This is a genomic window from Aquimarina sp. 2-A2 (assembly GCF_045505135.1).
In the GTDB taxonomy this organism is placed as follows: domain Bacteria; phylum Bacteroidota; class Bacteroidia; order Flavobacteriales; family Flavobacteriaceae; genus Aquimarina; species Aquimarina intermedia.
This window is the reverse complement of record NZ_JBJKFI010000008.1, coordinates 36,582-57,634: the sequence shown is the minus strand read 5'-3', so window position 1 is coordinate 57,634 and position 21,053 is coordinate 36,582. Positions and strand designations below refer to the sequence as shown.

Below are 21,053 nucleotides of genomic sequence, written 5' to 3'. Positions count from 1 at the left end.
AAAATTAACTACTTTATGAAAAATACAGATGTACCAATCGTAGTAACACAACCTTTTCAAGTATCGCGGAATCGCCTTTGGGAAGCCATTACACAGGTATCTAAAATGACACAATGGTTTTTTGAAAATATAAAGGCATTCGAACCACAAGTTGGTTTTAAAACACAGTTTAAGGTACAGGTAGAGGATCGTATTTTTACACATCTATGGAAAATCACTGAAGTAGTACCTCAGCATAAAATCACTTACAATTGGCAGTATCAAGAATATCCCGGTGATTCTTTTGTTACTTTTGAGATTATCGAACATGAAGAAAACCTTATCCTACGGCTTACTACAAACGTTGTGGCAGATTTCCCGGATACTGTACCGGAGTTCACAAGAGAAAGTTGCATCGGGGGTTGGCAGTATTTTATTCAGGAACGTTTACCTGCTTACCTGAAACAATAACATATTTTAAAAAATTGCTTAATTGACAGGCACTCGTGTTTCACAAAATTTGTATTTTTATAGATAAGCACCGCTATGTCCAATTGCCCTACGACACCAAAAATAATATAAAACACTTATAATAAAATGGATAAGGCATTACAAACTATGATTGACAATATGCCCGAAAAAACCGGGAAATCATTACAGGAATGGAAAAAGTTACTTCAAAAAAAACAGTTCTCTAAACATTCTGAAGGTGTCAACTATCTGAAAAAAGAGCATAAGGTTACGCATGGGTTTGCAAATACTATTGTCACCTTATCAAAAGAGGAAAATACCACTCCTGATGACTTAGTAAAAAATCAATATCAGGGCAAAGAGAGTTTACTACCTATACATGATCAACTAGTAGATTTTGTAAAAACGCTAGGAGATGATGTGACCATTACTCCAAAAAAGACCAGTGTCAGTGTGATACGAGACAAGCAATTTGCATTAATTAAACCTGCTACTAAAACACGGATCGATTTGGGTTTAAAGTTAAAAGATGTACCAACCACCGATCGTCTTTTGAACTCCGGACCTTTTGGAACCATGTGCACGCACCGTGTTCAATTAACTTCGACAGAAGATCTGGATAGCGAATTGCAATCTTGGCTAACCGAAGCCTATACAAAAGCCACTTAAAACAATTACATGACAACATATATTGCATTGCTTAGAGGGATCAATGTTGGTGGAAAACGAAAGATTTTGATGAGCGATCTGAAACAACTGTTTGCGAAACTGAATTTTACGAATGTTCAAACCTATATACAAAGTGGGAACGTTATTTTCACTTCTCTAAAGAAACAAACGTCAATTGAACTTTCCCTACTAATTCATGATGCGATTCTAAATCAATTTGGTTTCGAGGTGCCTGTGGTAGTAAAAACAATCGGTGAACTCGAACAAGTTGCACTGAACAATCCTTTTTTGGAAGATCCAGCTATTGAAATTAAGGATTGCCACGTAACCTTTTTACAACACCTTCCGAGTAAAGAAGCTGTTGAAGCCATACAAAAGATGGATCAGCCCACCGATTCTTTTACTATTTACAATTCGAATATTTATCTTCATTGTACGGATTCGTATCACAAATCAAAATTCACCAATACTTTTTTTGAGAAAAAGTTAGCAGTTCCCGCTACCACACGTAATTGGAAAACTGTGCTGAAATTATATGAAATGTGTAAAATATAGGCAGAGATAAAACTTAGTATATTCGTTTTACTCAAATCTTACAAAGTACCCAATAGAGTTGACACTTTTACATTTGAAATTCTAACTTCTACATTCGATACTCATAATTCTGCATTCAAAATTGAAAAACTACCCTTTCCGACCGCGCGCTGCTTGGCCACCTTTCCCTGACAAGGGAAAAGAAGTAGTTCGTAGGATACTATATTCAGTACCAGATAATTTAGAGCTTCCACTTTGTCAGGTCGAGCCCTTCGTCTGCGCTCAGGATAAACTAAAATCGAGACCTAATCAGCTTATCAAAATAACCTCTCAACTCAGCACGAGGTGACCACGAGATTTTTATGTTGGCAGACACAAGAGCCAGAATCCTCGCCACTTTCACTTTTATCATTTAAAATTTGTTATGTTGAATTCAAAATTCGTTGTTCAATGAATGCTTATTCTTTTTTGCATCGCCCAAAAAAGAACCAAAAAAGTCTAGTCTTAAAAAACTTTTGCTAAAAATAACGTTCAATACGTTACATGAAATTAAGACATTCCAAGTAACTTAGTCAATGCAAATACTTATCTAATTTTAAATATACTATAGCTTTTCACTTTCAAGGAATTTCTTGTAGTCACTACTTCCACTTCATTTTTTACGCTAAAGTTTTTATAGGACATTTGCTCAACTTCCTCTTATAATTTTATAATCACTAGTGTATGTTCATCGTAAGCTTTCCTAAAAATAATACAGCAAATAATTCAAAATTTGTTATTCGACATTCAGTATTCGATATTCATCTTTTATACTGGAATCATACAGAAGGGAAATTTCAGTTCTTCTCTTTTGGGATTTTAGGTAGGACTTCTTCCGGAAACGGAAATAAGATTGTTGAATTCTTTTCTGAAGCTATATTAGCTAGCGTCTGATATAAGCGCAGTTTTATGGCCGACGGAGATTGATCTATGATTTTACCTGCTGCTAATAAATTTTGTGCAGCCTGCTCTTCAGCTTGTGCCAAAATAATACGTGCACGTCTGGAACGCTCTGCCTCTGCCTGATTAGCCATCATACGACGCATATTTTCTGGTAATTGGATATCTTTAATCTTTACGTCAATGATTTGGATTCCCCACTCCATGGTCTCCTGTTCGACAATTGCTTTGATATTTTTGCCCATTTCCTCACGCTTGGATAAGATAGTATCTAACTCTACCTTTCCGCAGACATCACGTAAAGCTGCTTGTGCAAGTTGCATGATAGCATAATTATATTGCTCCACCTCCAGCACGGCTTTTTCGGGATTGGATACTTTGAAGAACACTACGCCATCAATACTACACGGTACATTATCTTCTGTCATTACTTCTTGCGAATCTACATTGATGGTAATAACCCGTATATCTACGATTTGAACGGTTTCTATAAAAGGAATGATCCAGCGTAATCCCGGTTGCAGTGTACTGATGTACTTACCGAAACGAAATTTTAGCGCACGCTTATACTCAAAAATTATACGTATTCCTGATAACAGAAACACAATGATCAATACTATAAAAATTACAACAGGATTCATACCTCCAAAATTTTAACACGGCACAATTATTAAAGAAACTTCAGCTTTGAAATCTACGATACCTTCTAATAGGTAGCTATCTATAAAATGCAGAGCGTCTTGAAGATACAAAAAAAGCAGCTCATTATCAATGATTTAAATCAGTTATCACATCAATATAGACGTATTACCTTGTGTTTTCTTAGCATACATCAATTTTAGTTTTGAGTGAGGCATGGTATCTTTGAAGCAAAAGACTCTTATGGAATTATTAGATAAATTACAATGGCGTTATGCTGCCAAAGCCATGAATGGCGAGAAAGTACCTCAGGATAAAATTGATAATATTATAGAAGCGGCTTCACTTGCTCCTACTTCGAGTGGTTTACAACCCTTCGAAATTTTGGTAATCACGAATCAGGAAATCAAAGAAAAGATCAGACCGGTAGCATGGAACCAGTCAGTAATTACAGATTGCTCACATTTATTAGTTTTTGCTGCATGGGATACCTATACCGAGGATCGTATCAATAAAATGTTTGACTTAACTAACGAGGTTCGTGGATTTAAAAACGAAGGTTGGGAAAATTACCGTCAGCAATTATTAAACAGTTATCCGCAAAAGGATGCTGAAGAGAATTTTCACCATGCTGCAAAACAAGCTTATATTGCTTTTTCTCAATCTATCGCGGCTGCAGCCTTTGAAGGTGTTGACAGTACGCCAATAGAAGGGTTTGAACCAGAAGCTGTGGACGAAATTTTGAACCTAAGAGCAAAAGGCTTACGTAGTTGTGTGTTGTTACCATTAGGCTATCGTGATGAAGAAAACGATTGGTTGGTCAATTTGGTCAAAGTAAGAAAAAGCAAAGATGATTTAGTCACTGTTATAGATTAATCGAAGTACATATAAAGACGAATGTCTTATTTCAAAAAACCGCTCCTGTAGCGGTTTTTGTCGTTATATACGAGAAGAGACAACTAAAAAACCTTCCTGTTTTCAAGGCCCTGATAAAAATAATTTATCTTTTTTGTGATTTTTTGGTGTAGGTTTATACTAATAGAGTGTAATAGATTTTACATGAAAGAAAAACAACAATTTGTAATAGACATACAAAAGAACGAAGGTCTGATCTACAAGATCGCCAGATTGTACTCCAATACTACCGAAGACCAAAAGGACTTATTTCAGGAAATAGTATACCAACTCTGGAAATCATATCCTTCATTTAAAGGAGATTCCAAAATTAGTACCTGGATGTATCGCATTGCGTTAAATACCGCAATCACGCATCTTAAAAAAGATAACTGGAAACCTATGCGTATTGCCATGGATCAGCAATTAGCAAATCGGATAGAACATGCAGATACAATTATCGAAGAACGTGTAGCAGCTTAGTATACACATATAAAGATGCTCAATGTAGTAGATCGTGGGATTATACTCTTATTTCTTGAAGATAAAAGCCATAAAGAAATTGCCGAAATAACAGGCTTTACGATAACTAATATCGGTACCCGGATCATGAGAATCAAACAACAATTAAAAAAATCATTCAAAAAATAAAAAGTATGGAACTTGACGAAATGAAATCCTTGTGGAGCGATATGTCACAACAGCTCGAAGCTCAAAAAGTATTAACAGACAAAATGATCGTACAAATGACACAACAACGCTATACCTCAAAATTGCAAGCCATATCCATCCCCGAAATTATCGGAGCCGTAATTTGTTTTGCTACTGTTTTTTTTATAGCAAGTAATTTTAGCAAGCTCGACACCTGGTATTTGCAACTCTCGGGCGGGCTTACCGCACTGGCATGTTTGATTCTCCCAATCTTATCCCTACGCTCCTTGCAACAATTACGTAGTATTCAAATTAGTAAAGCTACCTATAAAGAAGCGATAGTTTCTTACCTAAAAAGTAAACATCGATTCATGAAGTTGCAGAGAATCACTTACTATCTAAGTTTCTTTTTGATATTGGTCATACTGCCAGTGATGGGAAAGTTACTAAGTGGCGTTGATATTATCACAGAAGACAAAGACTGGATCTGGATCGCTCCTGCAGCAATACCTTTGTTCTATTTTTTTGCCAAATGGGTATATAAAAAGTATCAAAGCACCACCACTGCTGCAGAAGATATCCTACGCAGTTTGGAGGAAGAATAAAACTGCTGATAATTCAATTACCTTATCCTTTTGATTACTCTGAGAGGATAAGGTTTTATAAATTTATATTGATTGTTGATAAGATCACTTATCCTTAAGTACGCCTACCACAGAAATATCAATTTACCATACAACGCATAGCCTCGATCATCGATCTACCTTCCAAGAATTAAATAAAAAAAGTACCTTAGCAATGCTTTTAAACATAAACCTACTTCACAACGAAATTTTATAGCTTAAATATTAACCATTTGATATAAACTTATTTTTTAGTTAGATCAACTTTTTGATTACAGTTAAAAATCCTTAAAACCTAACTTTATGAAACTACTGCATTTTATTATTTCATCACTCGTTATAACCAGCGCATATTGTCAATCTACCGGTGAGCAAACCAAAATAAACTACAAGCTTGTGGAAGATGACGACGGAATTCTAGTCGAAAAATTTGATTCGACCGTAGTTAATCAAAATAGATATAATCACAACAACATCATTTATACCGTGGGTAGTAGTTTTAAATATAAATTTGAACATACAACACCGGATAACAAAACCAGCTATTTTAAAATCAGTGAGGATCGCAAAAACTGGGAATTTGTTCCTGATAATCCTAGTGACTCAACCACTATCCACCATGTTACGATTAGGGTAGCGAACGGAAACCCGCTGGTAAAATACAAGCCCGACTATAACCAGACTGCCCTGATCTATAAAAATGGAAACGAAAAAGGATACTCCATGTCCGGGGCGATCGAAAATGAAAAGAATGTTTGGATTCACCCACCGCGGGATAAATATTTCAGAATTTTGGAGTTGAATCCTTTTCCGTATATAAAAGCGCCGTATGCGGTTGGAACCAAATGGACTTGGCAACTGAAAATCGGTGACCAATGGGCAGACAAGCGATGGAAACTATGGGAAGGTGAAATTGAAAACAAAATGAATTATGAAATAACAGCCACCAAAACCCTGGAAACTGCGTTGGGTACTATCGATTGTTTTGTGATTGAAGCTGAAGCAACCAGTAGCCTCGGAAAAACAGCTTTGACGGCCTACTTTAATCCAATATATGGATTTGTAAAATTGGACTACACCAACATCGATGGAAGCAAAACCCTCTTAGAATTGGTCGAACACAAGACGAAGCATAATAACTGATATAAAAAGCACTAGCAGAAAAACATGCGCTCTGACCAATTTTAATTATCCAGCATATTAAATTAATTGTGTAGCTTAGTAACATCCTACATTATAAACACTTCTATACCATCATTCGTGATTATCTTAAAACAACACCCGGATATTATTCAATAGCACATAGAAACCAACCATGAAAAAACTAGTAGAAAATAATCAAAGACGTGACTTTTTAAAAAAATGTGGATTATCAACGCTACCATTCTTCTTACCCACAATATCTTTGAGTAATACTTCACCTTCTACACCTCAAAATAACAATAAATCTCCTGTCAATTTTGTATATGATGGATTAGCATTTTCTCCGCAAGAATATCTGGAAAAACTCAACGAAATAAACAAAACACATCCAATTGAACCTGACTTTTATGGTAATGGTGGTGCAACAAAAGCCTTAGAAGATACCTTCGCAAAACTAACAGGAAAAGAAAAAGCTATCTACTTACCTACCGGCACCATGGCGAATCAACTAGCGATTAAATTACTTAGCGAGGATAATACAAAAGTACTTGTTCCCGAAAATTCTCATATTTATAGAGATGAAGCCGATGCTGCACAAAGCGTTCATGGCAAAAGACTCGTTCCAATCGGAAAAGGAAAAGCGTATTTTGATCTCAGTGATTTAAAAGAAACTTTGAGTTATCTAAACGAAAACGAAGTATTTAAAAGTGGAATTGGAACTGTCGCTATTGAAAATCCAATACGTCGTGCAGATGGAACGACCGTACCAATAGAAACCATCAAAGAGCTATCCACATATTGCAAGGAGAATGGATATAAATTACATCTGGATGGAGCTCGTATCCACTTAGCTGCTACATATACTAAGGTTTCCCTTACGGAGTATGCCTCTTATTTTGATACCGTTTATATTTCGTTATATAAATATTTGAACGCTACCGGGGGTGCTATCCTCTGTGGTGATGCTGCACTAATTGATAAAATTGCGCATCAAATTAAAATTCACGGAGGCACCGTTTTCCAAAATTGGAACAATACAGCGGTTGCTTCGCATTATTTGGACGGTATAGACCAGCGTTGGAAAAAGGTAGTGTCCACTGCTAACGTTTTGATTTCTGAACTAAATAAGTTAGAAGGTATAACGATCACTAAAATAAAAAACGGAACGAACATTTACGACTTAAAACTAGCAGCAAGAATCAATCTAAAAAAACTAGCCGTATTTCTTAATAAGGAACATACTATTTGGTTAGGAAGAGCAAACCAGAAAGGTATCATTAAGTTTACAGTGAACGAAAGCATCCTCACACGGGATATAAAAGAAATTATCAGCGCATGGAAAGAAGGTGTTGACATGGCAAGGCAATAAAAGAATTTACTATATAACATAGTAACTAACGCTAACACTACCAGAAGATCAAAAAATAATCTAGTGATCATCCTTTTCCAATGTTGCTAAATTTTCATAGGTTTATTAAGAAATAAAACCACGTAAATTTAATAATTACTGTGTAACTTTTTACTCTGATACAAACCTGCTTTATAAAGTCTTACATCATTGATACGAACTAAAATACATACCACTAAAAAACTTGAAAAGTTAATCAAAAAACTGATTTCAACTGACCAAAATACTGAATATGGAAAACTTGGAAAGTGGAACGCAACGATTTTCTATGTAGATCGAAAAAAATGCTGGTTACTCACTAACGGAATTACAAAGTATAATGTAATCTTGACAGATTTAAGAGCTGGTGATCTAAAAAATATTGATTCTATATTTCTAAATTCGTTGTATACTCAATTAATTTATGATGGAATAATGACGGATTTTAAACAGCTACAGTCAATTATTGGTGGCCTAGATTTCTTACCTACAGATAATGATCGAAGTACTACGGCATTTCAAAATCAAAGACTTTATGAATTGGATTGGTGGAAATATGATTTTGGAAGCGTAGAGAATATGCCAATCAAAGAGTTAACTAATAAAATTAATACAAGTTCTATTCACATAGGTAAAGGTCGAAAAATGTCTGACTATACTAATTCAATTAAAGAAATGAAAAAAATATTAGCAAAATGAAAACACTGTAAAACAGCTAAAAATTCACACGGTTAATACTACAAATCAACAATATCCCGGTGATTAAATCAGATCGATAATTGCTTATATTCATATGTACCACTCCACAAGATATTCGGACTACGCCTTTTAAAATGATCCTTTAAAATGTGTTTGTTAAAATTAATTGTGTAGCTTAGTCACAAGTATAACTAATGTATTGACCGTCCCTTAGTAAGATGTGTTATTAGAGTATGTATGCAAAAGATGCATAGTTCCTACAATTCGTATGTGGGATTGTAAACGTTCATAATAGATCAATGATTAAGATATTCAAAATACTACTTCTGCTATTATTACTGTTAGATCCTACTTCTTGCCTCTCTCAAGACATTAAAATGAATAAAGAAACTGAAGCAATCATACGACTCGGAAAAGATGCTGTGGTGCAACTGGCACTAGATTTAGTTGATGACAGCGCAAGTGTTCAAAATTTTGCCAAGATTAAAGTAACGACCAATGGTAACGAAGTGTATGTTTATTTCAGTAATCCAATAACATATCTTCCAATCGAGACCATTTTTTACACTGATGTGATAGTAACTATTTTAGAAAAAACAACTGTGTATAGTTCTGTATCCAACGGAATTGATGATAGTAACAATAAGAACATTCCATTTTACAAAGAAACGAACGAAACAAAATTGAATACTCAATTTGTTTTGGAAGCAATCAATAAAAGCCCTGAAGTTGGATCCATCGACATAACTGATTTTGAGGACACCATGATTATTCGCGAATATAAAAACCACTATGCTATAGAGGTAGTTTCAGAAGTTCAGGAATCCTCCTATACCATAGAAAAAATATCAGGAAACCTATCGAATGTGATGCATGCTCACTTAGTCCCTCCACCATTTGGGTCAGAAAGTATCGAGGTTTTTGAAGAGATCGATTAGTACGATAAAATCCCTCCCAACTCCACCATTATACAATCCATCCAACAAAATTCCCACATTTAAAATTAATTATGTAGCTTAGTTATAAGTTTAGTCGACACCGGTAGATAACAATTGGTTAACTAAATGGCATTTATATAAGAGAGGTATAGTTAACAAAGGTGATTATATAATTGCTCTGAAGCATTAGGAAAGACAATCAAAATTTCGGATATTTAAAAAGTTAAAGATTTAAAAAATGGCGACAGTTGATAAAATACGAAGTGAATTAATTGATAAGATATTAGCAATAAAGAATAAAGATTTTCTATTAGCACTTGATCATCTGATTTCGTCAAGTTCTGCAGATACTGATGTTGTGGAGTTAACTACTGAACAAAAACAAATGCTTGAAATGAGCGAAGCGGACATTAAAAATGGGAGGTTGATATCTCAAGAAGCAATGGACAAACGAAATCTTGAATGGCTAAACGAATTGTAAGATGGACTCGGACAGCTGACATTCAATATGTAGGGATTCTTGAATACTGGTTTAAGCGAAACAAATCCAAAACCTACTCCAAAAAGCTGATAAAGCTGGTTGCGGAGAGAACTAAACAAATTAAGGAAACACCTTTAATATACAAATCAGCTGATTTTAAAGATACGAGAGTGGCATCCTTGGGAAATTTCAGTATTTTCTACAAAGTTACTGATGAGGAAATAATAATCACTGCATTTTGGGATAATCGTCAAGACCCAGCAAAGCTATTACAGATTTTAAAAAATAAAAATTAACGTTTCATACTAACTACTACTCATACAGCTAGTAAGACCAAGTGACACTATCCTGTCGTCTAAACCGGATCAAACATTGTTCGTGCTTTACTATATCGCTCCACAACCCCTCCCAACACTACCGCTATACAATCCATCGAACAAAATTTCCCGTATTAAAATTAATTATGTAGTTTAGTTACAAGTAAAACCAACACACCCACCCCGATTTGTAACTGTGTTGCTTTTTGGTATTTATATAAGAGAGATATGGTTACTAGGAGTGATTATATTTAATTGTTATGTATAACCTATTTTAACGAATAATTGAGATTAAAAGAACTTATGAGTAACTCTAAAAAAAATAAATATCTAAGTTTTTATTTGCTATTTCAAAAATGCTTAATTTTTACAGTATTCATTAACAATGTTCATTGTCAGAAATTTATAGAAATTGACCCCCATTTGACTTTTGGATCTCATTTTAATAAACTTGGAGAAGCTAGCTCCACTGAAAAAGTTACGGATTGGTTTAGTCATAATCTAAAAGAAAAAGTTCAAACGATTAAACAATCTGCATATAGTATTTCAAAAGTTAATGGAGAGAACGAATAAGATAAGTTATCAAGCTTATACATAGATTTATATGGAGGATATAAGAACAGTATATTTAATTTTAACTCAAAAGGAAATTTAGTAGATATTATTACTGCTTATGAAGAAGATATCTATTACCCAACAACTTTTAATTATCAGGATGGAATCAGAGAATACCACAAAAGAGTATCTGACGGTTACATAAAAGGGGTTTATAAATGGGACGAGGAAAAAGGACTTCCAATTTCATTTGAAGGAGGTGTTTTAGGTAATATTAAATTTGATTATGGTAAAGACAAAGTAAAAATGACTTTTTTTAAAGAAAAAGAAGTACTAAATATTGAACAAATATATATTATTACATATGATGAAAATGACAATTCCATCACCACAGAAATTCTTTATGGAGATGGAAGTCTGATCCAAAGACATAAGGTATTTTATAATTCAAAAGGTCAGAAGTATAAACGTATTTTTTATAATCAATATCATACATCTTCTGAGACTTTTACTTATAACTCTTCTGGAGATATTGAAAAGATGGTGAAATATGAAGAAAAGGACAATAAATTGCAATTTGAATGTAAAATTGTTTACAAATATGACAAAAATAAAAATTGGATATTTAGGAAAGAGACTGATTCTTCCTCCGATACAGAAAAGGTTATCGAAAGAACAATTACATATTACAAATAATTGAAAATACACATAACACTATATAACAAATCATAGTTGCCCTTCGGGACGACAACGTTTGTTTTATTTACCGTTACCAGCAATTTAGGCATATGAAATTCGGAATTAAAAGAGTATGGAAAATTATAATTATTCTGATTTTTTTTGCTCTTATTTATAACTCGAAAAAAGAATATTATAGTAATAAGGTTAAGTTTTTTGACAAAAAAATGGGCGGAGTTATTTTGGATATTAAGGAAGGACGCGGAACTAAAGTATATTACGCAAAAGAGGACTTTTTTTACCTGGAACAACTTGAAAGTAAATCAATCATGATAGGTGATTCTTTAATTAAAAACGGAACCGAATTGAGTGTTTATAGAAAAAACGGAGGTGAAAAATTCATGTTTTTAAAGAAAGAATCGATTATAAAACCCAATGACAGTTATTTTAAATTTTTCTTTGGTTTATAACTGAATTATAAAAAAGCTGGTAATAAAATTATAATCAAAAAGATATCTTTAGGTTTAGTTCAACAAGGTGCATAGGCAATAGGGCAATTAGTGATAAATGAAAGTCCTGTTCTTTGGACACGCAACGCCAAAACAAAGTTTTGACGTTTAACAAAAAAGATAAAACAAAATAAAAAGTTTTGGCTAAGTGCTTAATCAAAAGTTCAATACTTTTAATTCCCATACTAACCATAGCCGAAAAGTTACCTGCAATTACAAAAATGAAATTTAAATACTATCAGAATACATTAGGTGGAGCACAATTGTGTGGTGGAGAAATGCATGCTAGTTTGCATGAAATAGTATTTGATGAGGAATTCTTGAATTGTAAAAATGAATTCATTGAACAACTAAAAATCTTTATAAACAGTACTGAAAGACAACCAGAGATTCTGAAAAAACACTTGGGAAGAGGTTTCAACATTTCAAATGATGAAAGAACTTGTTTGATAGATTATCCTGACTTTCCTCTTAAATCAGTTGAAAAAGGTTACTTTAATCCAAAGTTTGTTGAATTTGGCTTATCAGGTGGAGATATTGGATGGTATAAACCAAATTGTTTGGAAGAGGAGTATTACTTTTTTTATGAAACTAAACATCCATTTTCTCAATGGAACAAATCAGAATTTCAAATAGATGGTTTGACTTTTAATAGTGCGGAACAATATATGATGTACGGAAAAGCTAAATTATTTGATAACAAAGAAATTACAGAGAAAATAATGGCTTCCAAAAATGTTCGTGAACAAAAAAAATTAGGTCGAGAGGTTAAGAATTTTGATTTAGAAATATGGAATGAAAATGCTATAGATATAGTATATAAAGGAAACAAGGCAAAGTTTGAACAAAACGCAGATTATTTAAAACTTTTGCTATCAACAAAAGGAAAGACACTAGTTGAAGCTATTCCTACAGATAAAACTTGGGGAATCGGCTTAACAGCTGATGACATAGATGCTAAAAACATACTTAAATGGAAGGGAACTAATTGGTTGGGAATTGCTCTAACTGAATTAAGGCAAGAATTTTTAGAAAACAACTATAAAAATGGATATTGGGAAAGAGAGGATTACATTAAAAATAAAGAAGAAATAATAAAAGGCTAAAACTATATCCTATATAAACCCTTTCCCTTCCTCATAACCTAAATATACAATACTCCATCTCTACCCCCTCCAAACTCCACCGTTATACAATCCATCCAACAAAATATCTCGCATTTAAAATTAATTATGTAGCTTAGTTGCAAGTATAATCAACACACCCACCCCGATTAGTAACCTGTTTTGCTTTTTTTATTATGTATCTGAGAAATATAGATACTAATGGTGATTATATATAGTTGTTGTGTGTCTTAAAAAAAACTTTGTGAAAAGAATTTTAATCATATTTATAATATTGACTTCTTGCACTAAAACCAGAGTAGATGATATTAGATATCACGAAATAAAGTTTACGGCAAGCTCAATAGAACTAATTGAATTCAACATAAATGAAATTAAAGGAAAAAACTATGTGAAAGAGTTGGTTGACTCTATTGGTCGGACAAAGCGATTGGAATTCTACAATACTAAAGGTCATCTTGATTACCCAGGTTCTGGTTATTATGGTGGTCCAATAATCAAATACCACTACGAACCTAAAGCAATAACTGAAACAGCCTACACATCTGATATCGATTTAGCAAATGATTTTATGTATTCAGAAGTTCCTAATCAAATAACTTATTACTTGAATGACGTTAACGAGATAACAGAATCGACATTTAGATATAAAGTAGAGTTTATTATGGAAAAAGAAGTTCTGACCAAAATAATAGAGAATTTTGAGCTTTACAATAACTTAATTCCTGAAACTGGAATAGAAAGTTATTTAATGGACTCTGTTTTCGGTTATCAATTTGCAAGTGCCAAACTGAATGGAATCAACCCAAAACACAAAAAATAACTGCACACAATCGAATAGTCATCTCCGCTCCCAAAATAGAAACGGAGTGCACCTCTCACGCTAGCATATACAATCAATCCAACAAAATTTCCCGCATTTAAAATTAATTATGTAGCTTAGTTCTAAGTATAATAAACACCTAACCTGATTTGTAACCAGGTGTGGCCGTTTGGTTTGTAAATATTGAAAATTGGGTTGCCAAAGGTGACTATTTTAATTGTTGAAGCACATTATGAAGAGTAAGCTGAAAATAGCACTAATAATTGTTGGAATTTTATTCGGAGTTTATATTGTACTCGGGCAAACGGATATGTTGAAAATATACAATATACCAACTACTGCAAATGAGCCTGGGTTGAAAATTAATTCTAAAATTTTTGTTTCCAATCTAATTGATTTTAACAATGGTGATTTTATTTGTTATGAATATAAAAACGAAAAATTGGGTAAGCACATAAGAGTTCATCGTCTGTTAGGGAAATCAGGTGATCTTATTGAGATTAAAAATGGAGTTCTGTACTTAAATGAAAAGAATATTGATGAGAGCATGGATTTGAAACACTTCTATATTCTTGAACCAGATGAGTTCAAAAAATTACTAGATAAAAACTTAATTAACGAAAAAGATATTGCTTATCGGACAAATGATAAAATTTTCATCCTTTTAATTAATAAAATGGTACAACAATATGGATTAACATCAAAAATACAGATTGAATCTAAAAATAGAGTCGATCAGACAATTGTAAAAAAATATAATAAAGATTGGAATAGGGACAATTTCGGACCACTAACAGTTCCAGAAGGAAAGTGTTTTGTGATTGGTGACAATCGTCACAATTCAGAAGATTCTAGATATATCGGATTTATAGACGAATCAAATATTGTTGGTACAGTAATTCGAATGTAATATATCTCTATCGAATAGACGGTACCGTCCCAAAATAGAAACGGATTTCACCTCCCAACTCCACCACATACAATCCATCCAATAAAATTTCCTACATTTAAAATTAATTATGTAGCTTAGTTGCAAGTAAAACCAACATACTAACCTCACTTGGTTATCTTTAGTTGCTTTTTAGTTTATAAATAAGAGAAATATAGTTACTAAGGGATTATATAATTGTTGGCAAACATATTATAAATGACATTACATCATACTTCAAATCAAGCTCTTTTCGATGAGACATTTAATTTAGACTGTCCTCATTGTGGGAAGTCTACTAATTTAATTCTGATCTCTCCTCCAGATTATAAAACTCTAAAAAGATTTAGACCAAATCGAGTAGGAATGTGTTTTCAATGTGCTTCTTGTTCTGAGCCAATTTTTTTGAAATTTGAAATATCATCTCACACAAATACTTCAATAAACTTCTATGATGATCCTACAGAAATTGAAAAACCAACAATTGAATTCGATTTTGAATTCATTCCGGATGAAGTCGTAGAAGATTTTAAGGAAGCTTTAAATTGTTATTCCAATTCATCTTTTAATGCATTTGCGGCAATGTGTCGTCGTACAATTCAATCAAGCGCGAATAAAATTGGTGCTCAAGGAAAAAGCAAAGTACAGCACCAACTAAATGAAATGAAGGAAATAGCACAAATTGATAATGAGACTTTTGAAATATTAAAACAAATAATAATTGATGGTCACGATGGAGCACATCCCCATCTTCCAAATTTATCTTCTGTGAGAGCAGAAATACTACTTGAACTAATCAAGGATGCTATGTATCAGCTTTTCGTTCGTAAAGGAAAACTAAAAAAAGCTGCGGAATTGAGAAAAAGTCAAATCAAAAGTGATAAATAAAAACGCTTGGTGACATTATATCCTATATAAATCCTTTCTTTAACTCATAACCTAAACATATACTACTCCATCTCCATCCCCTCCCAACTCCACCGTTGTACAATCCATCCAATATAATTTCCCACATTTAAAAATAATTATGTAGCTTAGTTGCAAGTATAACCAACACACCCACCCCAATTGGTAAACTGTTCGTTACTTTTAGTCCGTTTATCAAAAGATTTAGTTATTTAAGGCGATTATAAAACAGTGTTGTAACCAATTGAAAAGTAAAACAATGTACACAGCTTCTTTTGATAACGAACTGCTTAATGATTGGTGCGATTTCTGCGAAGAAAAAAAAGAATTTGACAGTTTTCATTTTTCAGCTTTATTAATGGAAACCCTTTTGGAAGGATACACTCCTAAATTTGACGAATTCATTGCGGAAATCACAAAATACTTTGACATCTCAATATACGAAAACATAAAATATGCCTTCAGTGATGAGAAGAAGAGCGAAGGTAATGTAAAAGATTGGGTAATAAATGACTTGAGAGAAAAACGAAAGATTATCGACCTTTCACCTGATTCTACAAAACTGAAAGAGATAATTGACTCTACTCAATTTCTATTTGTTAAAGACAGAGATGAGCTTTACAAAGCTAGAGAGACAGATACCAACACAATGTTGTATGAAGAAGTTGGAGATTTCGTCATAGAAAACATTGACAATGACAAACGGGTATTTGCTTTAAAAGAAGTCCTTTACAATATAGCTTCAGATAGCGAACTAGTAAATGCACTTCTTTCTGGATTAATTAATAGTGATGTCGATTTATCCAACTACTTAGACATCTATAAAAATGGTTGTGATTACGCAATAGATGATGAAAAAATTCTAATCTATGAATTCAAACAAACTAGTTAAAAAAGGTACTAACACTATATATAGCAAATAGGGCTATTGGTGTTTAATCAAAAGGTTGTTGTTTATTTGCAAAGACCTCCAATCTTTTTAATTTGGTCTTAAGAATTGATAAGTAAAAATATAAAAATTCGGCTCTGTATTTATCCAAAAAGTTAGCATTCTTTCATACGTAACGTTTTATACATCTATTGTTCTACTAATTTTACTCACAAATACAATGAAAAAAATACACGATTTAAATCCATCTACTGATGAGCTTCTGAACTTGGAATATAATTTTCAACCAGAACTAACAAAAAAATTGGATAATGTAAAATCTGAGTTTAACCTAGAGTTGATAAATGAAATAGTGTTGTGGAAAATTAACCGTTATGCTAAATTAGATAATGAAATATTGAACTTAATCAATAAAATCGACCGCAATGCTGAATTTATAGATCCTAGTCTGACCGAAGAAATTCTAATGCTTCTACTCAAAACAAGAGGAATCCGTTTACCAATGGCTTCAACAATATTGCGGTTCAAAAATCCAAATATCTATCAAATTATTGACCAAAGAGTTTATAGAGTAATTTTTGGAACAGCACTTAAATTGAAAACTAATTTAAATGACAATATTGTTCAGTATTTCGATTATTTGAACCATTTAAGAGAAGTATGCGATTTGTTTCAAATCCCATTTTCTGAATCTGATAGAATTCTGTATGAATATGATAAAAAAGTAAACTTAGAAAAAATAAAATACTAAGAATCCGCTTCCCAAACACCAACCCCCACCACAACCACCAAAAGAACGAACATCCTCTTCAAATACAACAATACCGTCTTTAGGTAAAACAATTCGTACTTGAGGTGAAGCAATGTCATCTTTAAGTACAGCAACAGCGTCTTCAACTGCCGCAATGTCATCTTTGAGTACAGCAATACCATCTTCACCTGCCGCAATGTCGTCTTTGGGTAAAGAAATAGCGTCTCACAGGACGGAAATGTCTTCTTGAGGTGACGCAATGTCAGCTTTAGGTACAGAAATAGCGTCTTCACCTGCCGAAATTTCAGTTTGATGTACAGAAATAGGTACTTAGAGTATGGAAATCTCTGTTTAACCTTCAGAAATAGTAGGTACTATCCCCATATCAGCTATGTTATTTAAGCGACTATAATGTAATTACCTTTCGATCCTCTCAATAATCTCTCCACGCCAACGTTACGCTTGTCTAAATAATCAAAAAAAATCGTAGCTTAGGCAGGCAAGAATTCAACACTCAAAAATACATAAGCGATGAAAAAGATTGGTCTAATTGGCGGAATGAGCTGGGAGTCCTCACAGGTATACTACGAAATTATCAATCAAAGAGTGCGAGAGCTATTAGGTGGATTCCACTCGGCCAGATGCGTCATGGATTCGGTTAACTTTGCCGAGATCGAAGCCTTGCAACATGCCAACGATTGGAGCGCCCTCAATGCTTTGATGGTTGAGAGTGCAGTCAATTTAGAAAAAGCCAAAGCCGATATCATCGTGCTATGCACCAATACCATGCACTTGTGCAGTTCAGCAATTAGTAAAAACATCAACATTCCCTTGCTACATATAGCCGAAGCCACAGGCGAAAAGATCAAAAAAAAGAAGCTTACTAAGGTGCTGTTATTAGGGACTAAGTTTACGATGGAAAAGGACTTTTACAAAACTATCCTTACGCAGGATTTCGGTATCGAGGTTAGTATTCCGAATGAAGCCGACAGAAATAGTGTACATGAGATCATATACCGGGAACTTGTACATGGTAATATCACAACCAACTCCAGAAATGTATACCAACGAATCATTCAGGAGGCTGCGGCCAACGGAGCAGAAGGTGTCATCTTGGGCTGTACTGAGATTCCGTTATTGATTAGCGCAGACGATGTAAGCATTCCGGTGTTTGATACCACCAGAATCCATGCAGAAAGCGCGGTGGACTTTGCGCTGCAGGATGAATTGAGTACTAAGGATGCGTAAATAGCTAAACGATGAAAAAACATACAGAACTCTCTGATACACAATTCCTGCAACAATTTAGCAGCTGTAAACTGGATCCGACACTTTTTACACACGAAGCACATCTGCGTCTGGCATACCTGTACATTCAACGAGACGGGGTAACACCAGCCGAAAGTATAGTTTCTCAACAGTTACAACGCTATGTGCAACATCTGGGAGCTTCCGATAAATATAACGCTACCCTTACGCAAGCTGCCATCAAAGCAGTACATCACTTTATTCAAAAATCAACTACCAATACTTTTGAGGGTTTGCTATGTGAATTTCCGAGACTAGAAACAAATTTTAAAGAGCTCATGAGCTGTCATTATAGCTTCGACATCTACACCTGTGACGCAGCCAAAAAAAGCTTTTTGACACCTGACCTCCTCCCTTTTGAATAGTCTGCTCTTACTGAAAACACAAAAACAATGACTCGTCGTTTAGCCGTATCGTAGAATTCACGATATTTGAGACCAGCAGCAATACTAGAAACAACCATGTCACAGTACCCAACTTTTGAAACCGAACGTCTCATCTTACGACTTACCGAGCTGGAGGATGCTCCCTTTATCTTAGAATTATTTAATTCGCCCAAATGGATTCAGTTTATTGGGGATCGTAACCTTCGCACCATCGAGCAAGCCGAAAAATATATTACCGAACGTATGCGTGCGCAGCTGGCACATTATGACTTTTCCAATTACACAGTGATCCGAAAAGATGATCAGTTAAAACTAGGCAATTGTGGTCTGTACGACCGTGAGGGACTGGGTGGTATTGATATTGGGTTTGCCTTTTTACCACAGTATGAAGGTAAAGGCTATGCCTACGAAGCTGCAAATGAATTGAAAAAACAGGCTTTTACTCGTTTTAATCTTCAGGAACTGCACGCAATCACCGATAAAGAAAACATAGGCTCGCAACGGCTTATCGAGAAGTTAGGACTTCGGTTCAAAAAGTATATCACACTTCCCGATGACAAGGAAGAAATCATGTTGTATAGTGTACAGAAGGAAAGCACATAACAATTTTAAGTCTTAAAAAATAGCCATCTTGTTATGTAATGTCCTGCGGAAAAAACAGACTACACCCTTATAAAAACTTTATGCATGCACTATCAAGGTAAGACGAATGAATACTTAAATATTACTACCATTGACGCATCTAATTGCTACCTCCTCAAGGAGCCCAAAGAGAGCTGTCTTACCCTGCTTTGGTGTTTAAATGTTGCTACTGAGCTTACTATTGACGGAAGGTTGTATCAATTCAAAAAAAATCAAATCATATGTCTGACCGAATTTCATAAGGTAACGATCAATACCCTCGGAGCGCTGCGTATGATTCAATTTAACCGAAGTTTTTATTGTATTCTCGATCATGATAGCGAAGTGAGCTGTAAGGGGATCTTATTCTTTGGTGCTTCTCAATTACCTGTTCTTGATCTGCCCCAGCATCAGGTTAAAAAATTCTCCGGACTATGGGAAGTGTTTGAAAGCGAGTTAAGCACCGAACCCGAAGATGATTTGCAACTTGAGATGTTACAAATTCTCTTAAAACGGTTACTCATCCTATGTACTCGTATGTACAAGGACCAACATAATTATGAAGCACTCGCCGATCATCATGTAGATCTTGTGCGCGAATTTAATTTTCTAGTCGAAAAACACTTTAAATCAAAACATACCGTAGCCGAATATGCAGCCTTGCTCAATAAATCTCCAAAGACGATATCGAACCTCTTCTCAAAATTGAATACAAAAACTCCGCTGCATTTTATACAAGATCGTATCATGCTAGAAGCTAGACGTCTGCTTCGTTATACCGATCACTCTATAAAAGAAATTGCCTATGATCTTGGCTATGAGGATATCCAATCCTTTAGCCGTTTCTTCAAAAAAAATGAAGGTTCTTCCCCTTCAGACTTCAAAAAAAATACGTTTCAGGACAAATTGACAACACCTTAGGAAATTCTGCCTACTCCTCCCCTGTTCTTTTAGAAGATCTTTGTACTCATAATATAAAAGAACAGAACGTATGAATATCAAAACCACTATAGATTCGGTTGTAATTAAAACCGAAGTCTTCTTATCAAAGAGAGAAAAGCAACAACCCTTACCAATACTTGATTTAAAGTACTGTGATCAACAACATGTTGCCGATTATTACTGTACAAAAAGCGGAATGTTTATTTAGACATCCCCCGATCATATTATCAGGAATCTGTACTATTTCTCATTTTCTAAACATTACTAAT

At 34.1% G+C, this 21,053-nt stretch carries 28 protein-coding genes; 27 read left to right on the top strand and 1 reads right to left on the bottom strand.

The annotated features are described in order from the left end of the window. The first annotated feature begins 15 nt into the window (after window positions 1–15). The 3 genes from ACJRPK_RS16365 (at window position 16) to ACJRPK_RS16355 (ending at window position 1,674) form a co-directional block, all read left to right on the top strand. Complete coding sequence (locus tag ACJRPK_RS16365) at window positions 16–450, top strand: SRPBCC family protein (RefSeq protein WP_407141491.1); 435 nt, start codon at window positions 16–18, stop codon at window positions 448–450. Window positions 451–576: 126 nt separating this feature from the next. Further along, window positions 577–1,119: a DUF4287 domain-containing protein gene (locus ACJRPK_RS16360; protein ID WP_407141490.1), complete on the top strand. Its 543-nt coding sequence runs from the start codon at window positions 577–579 to the stop codon at window positions 1,117–1,119. Window positions 1,120–1,128: 9 nt separating this feature from the next. Further along, window positions 1,129–1,674 (top strand): DUF1697 domain-containing protein, encoded by a 546-nt coding sequence (locus ACJRPK_RS16355; RefSeq protein WP_407141489.1) that lies wholly within the window; start codon window positions 1,129–1,131, stop codon window positions 1,672–1,674. Between the two features lie 815 nt (window positions 1,675–2,489). Here the strand turns inward: ACJRPK_RS16355 and ACJRPK_RS16350 are convergent. After that, the gene (locus ACJRPK_RS16350; protein WP_407141488.1) at window positions 2,490–3,233 is read right to left on the bottom strand and encodes a slipin family protein; all 744 of its coding nucleotides are present in this window, start codon (window positions 3,231–3,233) and stop codon (window positions 2,490–2,492) included. 241 nt (window positions 3,234–3,474) lie between these two features. Between ACJRPK_RS16350 and ACJRPK_RS16345 the strand changes: the two genes are divergently transcribed. The 24 genes from ACJRPK_RS16345 (at window position 3,475) to ACJRPK_RS16230 (ending at window position 20,992) form a co-directional block, all read left to right on the top strand. Next, a complete protein-coding gene (locus tag ACJRPK_RS16345) occupies window positions 3,475–4,107 on the top strand; it encodes an NAD(P)H-dependent oxidoreductase (RefSeq protein WP_407141487.1) in 633 nt (210 codons plus the stop codon). A 183-nt stretch (window positions 4,108–4,290) separates the two neighbouring features. After that, window positions 4,291–4,608, top strand: coding sequence for a sigma-70 family RNA polymerase sigma factor (locus ACJRPK_RS16340; protein WP_407141486.1), 318 nt, complete (start codon window positions 4,291–4,293; stop codon window positions 4,606–4,608). 15 nt (window positions 4,609–4,623) lie between these two features. After that, complete coding sequence (locus ACJRPK_RS16335) at window positions 4,624–4,776, top strand: RNA polymerase sigma factor (RefSeq protein WP_407141485.1); 153 nt, start codon at window positions 4,624–4,626, stop codon at window positions 4,774–4,776. Between the two features lie 5 nt (window positions 4,777–4,781). Beyond that, the gene (locus tag ACJRPK_RS16330) at window positions 4,782–5,381 is read left to right on the top strand and encodes a hypothetical protein (RefSeq protein ID WP_407141484.1); all 600 of its coding nucleotides are present in this window, start codon (window positions 4,782–4,784) and stop codon (window positions 5,379–5,381) included. Window positions 5,382–5,702: 321 nt separating this feature from the next. Further along, window positions 5,703–6,542, top strand: coding sequence for a hypothetical protein (locus tag ACJRPK_RS16325; protein ID WP_407141483.1), 840 nt, complete (start codon window positions 5,703–5,705; stop codon window positions 6,540–6,542). Between the two features lie 172 nt (window positions 6,543–6,714). Next, window positions 6,715–7,911 (top strand): threonine aldolase family protein, encoded by a 1,197-nt coding sequence (locus ACJRPK_RS16320; protein WP_407141482.1) that lies wholly within the window; start codon window positions 6,715–6,717, stop codon window positions 7,909–7,911. Between the two features lie 189 nt (window positions 7,912–8,100). Beyond that, the gene (locus ACJRPK_RS16315) at window positions 8,101–8,628 is read left to right on the top strand and encodes a DUF6933 domain-containing protein (RefSeq protein ID WP_407141481.1); all 528 of its coding nucleotides are present in this window, start codon (window positions 8,101–8,103) and stop codon (window positions 8,626–8,628) included. Between the two features lie 377 nt (window positions 8,629–9,005). Then, window positions 9,006–9,566: a hypothetical protein gene (locus tag ACJRPK_RS16310; protein ID WP_407141480.1), complete on the top strand. Its 561-nt coding sequence runs from the start codon at window positions 9,006–9,008 to the stop codon at window positions 9,564–9,566. Between the two features lie 238 nt (window positions 9,567–9,804). Then, window positions 9,805–10,047, top strand: a complete 243-nt coding sequence (locus ACJRPK_RS16305; protein WP_407141479.1) for a hypothetical protein — start codon at window positions 9,805–9,807, stop codon at window positions 10,045–10,047. Continuing rightward, on the top strand, window positions 10,029–10,343 hold the full coding sequence (locus ACJRPK_RS16300) for a type II toxin-antitoxin system RelE/ParE family toxin (protein ID WP_407141478.1): 315 nt from the start codon (window positions 10,029–10,031) through the stop codon (window positions 10,341–10,343). The genes ACJRPK_RS16305 and ACJRPK_RS16300 overlap by 19 nt, the downstream gene beginning before the upstream one ends. Before the next feature lie 324 nt (window positions 10,344–10,667). Next, complete coding sequence (locus tag ACJRPK_RS16295; protein WP_407141477.1) at window positions 10,668–10,937, top strand: hypothetical protein; 270 nt, start codon at window positions 10,668–10,670, stop codon at window positions 10,935–10,937. 288 nt (window positions 10,938–11,225) lie between these two features. Beyond that, window positions 11,226–11,615 carry a hypothetical protein gene (locus tag ACJRPK_RS16290; RefSeq protein ID WP_407141476.1) on the top strand — a complete coding sequence of 130 codons (390 nt, stop codon included), beginning with the start codon at window positions 11,226–11,228 and terminating at the stop codon, window positions 11,613–11,615. Between the two features lie 92 nt (window positions 11,616–11,707). Then, on the top strand, window positions 11,708–12,067 hold the full coding sequence (locus tag ACJRPK_RS16285; RefSeq protein WP_407141475.1) for a hypothetical protein: 360 nt from the start codon (window positions 11,708–11,710) through the stop codon (window positions 12,065–12,067). A 179-nt stretch (window positions 12,068–12,246) separates the two neighbouring features. Next, window positions 12,247–13,212, top strand: a complete 966-nt coding sequence (locus ACJRPK_RS16280; RefSeq protein ID WP_407141474.1) for an NADAR family protein — start codon at window positions 12,247–12,249, stop codon at window positions 13,210–13,212. Window positions 13,213–13,474: 262 nt separating this feature from the next. Further along, complete coding sequence (locus tag ACJRPK_RS16275; RefSeq protein WP_407141473.1) at window positions 13,475–14,053, top strand: hypothetical protein; 579 nt, start codon at window positions 13,475–13,477, stop codon at window positions 14,051–14,053. Window positions 14,054–14,285: 232 nt separating this feature from the next. Beyond that, window positions 14,286–14,963, top strand: coding sequence for a signal peptidase I (lepB, locus tag ACJRPK_RS16270; RefSeq protein ID WP_407141472.1), 678 nt, complete (start codon window positions 14,286–14,288; stop codon window positions 14,961–14,963). Window positions 14,964–15,200: 237 nt separating this feature from the next. Next, window positions 15,201–15,869: a DUF4145 domain-containing protein gene (locus tag ACJRPK_RS16265; protein WP_407141471.1), complete on the top strand. Its 669-nt coding sequence runs from the start codon at window positions 15,201–15,203 to the stop codon at window positions 15,867–15,869. 262 nt (window positions 15,870–16,131) lie between these two features. Next, window positions 16,132–16,779: a hypothetical protein gene (locus ACJRPK_RS16260; protein ID WP_407141470.1), complete on the top strand. Its 648-nt coding sequence runs from the start codon at window positions 16,132–16,134 to the stop codon at window positions 16,777–16,779. Window positions 16,780–16,996: 217 nt separating this feature from the next. Next, on the top strand, window positions 16,997–17,527 hold the full coding sequence (locus tag ACJRPK_RS16255) for a hypothetical protein (RefSeq protein ID WP_407141469.1): 531 nt from the start codon (window positions 16,997–16,999) through the stop codon (window positions 17,525–17,527). Between the two features lie 531 nt (window positions 17,528–18,058). Continuing rightward, window positions 18,059–18,775 (top strand): aspartate/glutamate racemase family protein, encoded by a 717-nt coding sequence (locus tag ACJRPK_RS16250; RefSeq protein ID WP_407141468.1) that lies wholly within the window; start codon window positions 18,059–18,061, stop codon window positions 18,773–18,775. Window positions 18,776–18,786: 11 nt separating this feature from the next. Next, entirely contained in the window at window positions 18,787–19,200 is a 414-nt protein-coding gene (locus ACJRPK_RS16245; RefSeq protein WP_407141467.1) for a hypothetical protein, read from the top strand. A 66-nt stretch (window positions 19,201–19,266) separates the two neighbouring features. Continuing rightward, window positions 19,267–19,824, top strand: coding sequence for a GNAT family N-acetyltransferase (locus ACJRPK_RS16240; RefSeq protein ID WP_407141466.1), 558 nt, complete (start codon window positions 19,267–19,269; stop codon window positions 19,822–19,824). 84 nt (window positions 19,825–19,908) lie between these two features. Next, entirely contained in the window at window positions 19,909–20,763 is an 855-nt protein-coding gene (locus ACJRPK_RS16235; protein ID WP_407141465.1) for a helix-turn-helix domain-containing protein, read from the top strand. Between the two features lie 70 nt (window positions 20,764–20,833). Beyond that, on the top strand, window positions 20,834–20,992 hold the full coding sequence (locus tag ACJRPK_RS16230; protein ID WP_407141464.1) for a hypothetical protein: 159 nt from the start codon (window positions 20,834–20,836) through the stop codon (window positions 20,990–20,992). The last annotated feature ends 61 nt before the right edge of the window (window positions 20,993–21,053 follow it).